Annotated in this window: 3 protein-coding genes; all 3 read left to right on the forward strand. The window is 73.9% G+C overall.

Going from position 1 to position 2642, the window contains the following annotated elements:
* Nucleotides 1–966: carbohydrate ABC transporter permease (locus N866_RS18015; RefSeq protein ID WP_425393978.1), on the forward strand; the 966-nt coding region annotated here is incomplete at its 5' end.
* A gap of 29 nt (nt 967–995) precedes the next feature.
* On the forward strand, nt 996–1928 hold the full coding sequence (locus N866_RS18020) for a carbohydrate ABC transporter permease (RefSeq protein WP_081802804.1): 933 nt from the start codon (nt 996–998) through the stop codon (nt 1926–1928).
* Nucleotides 1928–2642 (forward strand): ROK family protein (locus N866_RS18025; RefSeq protein WP_155855472.1); only part of this gene is annotated, 715 nt, incomplete at its 3' end. The genes N866_RS18020 and N866_RS18025, both read left to right, overlap by 1 nt.

Raw genomic sequence — 2642 nt, forward strand, 5'->3', positions numbered from 1 at the left:
CGCGCGGGGACCCGTCCCGCGGTCCCGTCGGGGACAACCACCGCCCCGGCCGGCCCGCCCGGCCCCCCCGCCCCCCGGCGCCGGCGACGGACCGTCGTGCCCTACCTGCTCCTGCTACCCGCCCTCGTCCCCGTCGTCGTCGGCCTCGGCTACCCGCTCGTGCGCCAGCTCGTCCTGTCCTTCCAGGAGTACGGCCTCGCCCAGCAGTTCGGCCGGCCGGCCGAGTGGGTGGGCCTGGACAACTACACGACCCTGCTCACGGACCCCTACGTCTGGACCGTCATCGCGCGGTCGGTCGCGTTCTGCCTGGTCAACGCCGCGCTGACGATGGTGGTCGGCATGGCCCTGGCCGTGCTCATGGCGCGCGTCGGGCGGGCCGCGCGGATGGTGCTCCAGGTCTGCCTGCTCCTGGCGTGGGGCACTCCGGTGCTGGCCACCATGACGGTCTGGCAGTGGCTGTTCGACTCCCAGTACGGCGTCATCAACTGGCTCCTCGCGGAGCCGCTCGGCCTGGAGGCCATGCGGGGCCACTCGTGGATCATCGAGCCCCTGTCCTTCTACTTCGTGGCGACCGTCATCGTCGTGTGGATGTCCGTCCCGTTCGTGGTCCTGACCGTCTACGCGGGCCTGCTGCAGGTGCCGACCGAGACCATGGAGGCGGCGCAGCTCGACGGCGCGAACGCCTGGCAGCGGTTCCGCCGGATCACCCTGCCGATGGTCCGGCCGGTCCTGTCGGTCGTCCTGCTGCTCCAGGTCATCTGGGACCTGCGCGTGTTCACCCAGATCCACGTGCTGCAGCGGGCCGGCGCCCCGACGCGCGAGACGCACCTGCTCGGCACGTACATCTACTCCCTGGCCGACACCTTCTCGATGGCCGGCGCCATGGCGACGATCATGCTCGTCCTCACCCTCGCGCTGACCACCTTCTACATCCGCCGCATGCTGCGCGAGGAGGGGGACCTGTGAGCGTCACCGAGGGGACCACGGGTCGTGCCATGCACCCGGGCGCCCGGATCCGACGGGGCCGGCCGACGACGTCGTCGTCCGCACCGGTCGGTCCGGCCGACCGCCGTGGGGCGTCGGGTCCCGACCGCCGTCGTGCCGGCAGGTGGACCGGCCGGCTGCTCGGCCTGACCGCCGTCGTCGTCGGGCTCCTGTGGGTCTTCCCGATCTACTGGATGGTCAACAGCGCCTTCCTGCCCACCAACCGGCTGCGCCGGCCCGACCCGACGTTCCTGCCGGTGGACGGCACGCTGTCGAACATCCGGCGCGTGCTGGCGGACCCGTCGTTCTTCGCGTCGTTCCGCACGAGCCTCGCCGTCACGGCGCTCACCGTGACCGTGGCCATCCTCTTCGCGTTCCTCGCGGCGCTGGCGATCAGCCGCTTCCGGTTCCGTGGGCGACGGGCGTTCGTGGTGACCGTGCTCGTCGTCCAGATGATCCCCGCCGAGGGCCTGTTCATCAGCCAGTACCAGATGCTCGACGGCTGGGGCCTGGTGAACCGCGTCCTCGGGCTGACGATCGTCTACGTCGCCGCCGTCCTGCCGTTCACGGTCTGGATGCTGCGCGGCTTCGTCTCCGGCATCCCCCTGGAGCTGGAGGAGGCGGCGACCGTCGACGGGCTGTCCCGCACGGGGGCCTTCTTCCGGATCACCTTCCCGCTGCTGGCTCCCGGCCTGGTCGCGTCGGGGGTGTACGGGTTCCTGCAGGCCTGGAACGAGTACACCCTCGCGCTGGTCGTCATGACGGACCCGGCCCGGCGCACGCTGCCGCTGTGGCTGCAGGGCCTGGTCGAGGCGAACCGCGCCACCGACTGGGGCGTCGTCATGGCAGGTGCGACGCTCATCGCCGTGCCCGTCATCGCGTTCTTCCTGCTCGTCCAGCACCGCATGACCGCGGGGCTCGTCTCCGGGGCGGTGAAGGGCTGATGGGAACGCGAGCCGAGGACGCCCCGACGGCGGTGCGGGCGGGTGCCGACGGCCCCGAGACCGTCCACGACGGCGCCGACGGGCCGACCGGGGCGGTCGTCGGCCTCGACGTGGGCGGCAGCAAGATCGACGGGGTGCTCGTCGTCGGCGGCGAGGTCGTCGGTCGGCGCCGCAGCGCCGTGCGGCACGGTGCCGACGGCGTCGTGGGGTCCGCCGCGGAGGCGGTCGAGGAGCTCCTGGCCGACGCGCGACGCGCCGGTGCCCCCGTCCGGCTCCGGGCGGTCGGTGCCGGGGTGCCGGGCATCGTCGCCCCCGGCCGGGGCACGGTCGAGCACGCGGTGAACCTCGGCGTCGTCGGGGCGGCCCCCGTCGGGCCCGACCTGGCCGAGCGTCTCGGTGTGCCCGTGGTGGTGGAGAACGACCTCAACGTCGCGGCGCTCGGCGCCGCGCGCACGCTGGGCCTGGGGGACGACCTGGCGTACCTGTCCCTCGGCACGGGCCTCGCGGCCGGCCTGCTCCTGGACGGGCGGCTGCGGCGGGGCAGCGTGGGGGCCGCCGGGGAGATCGGTCACGTCCCCTACCGGCCGGACGGCCGGTCCTGCCCGTGCGGCCAGCGCGGCTGCCTCGAGCAGTACGCGTCCGGGTCCGCCATCGACGGGGCGTGGGCCGCCGACGGCGTCCCCGGCCCGGCGAGGCTGTTCGCGGCCGCCGCGG

Source organism: Actinotalea ferrariae CF5-4 (genome assembly GCF_000603945.1).
In the GTDB taxonomy this organism is placed as follows: Bacteria; Actinomycetota; Actinomycetes; order Actinomycetales; family Cellulomonadaceae; genus Actinotalea; species Actinotalea ferrariae.

Excerpts from the sequence above, each read along its gene's own strand:
- N866_RS18020 (WP_081802804.1), top strand. The coding sequence starts at position 996 with ATGCACCCGGGCGCCCGGATCCGACGGGGCCGGCCGACGACGTCGTCG.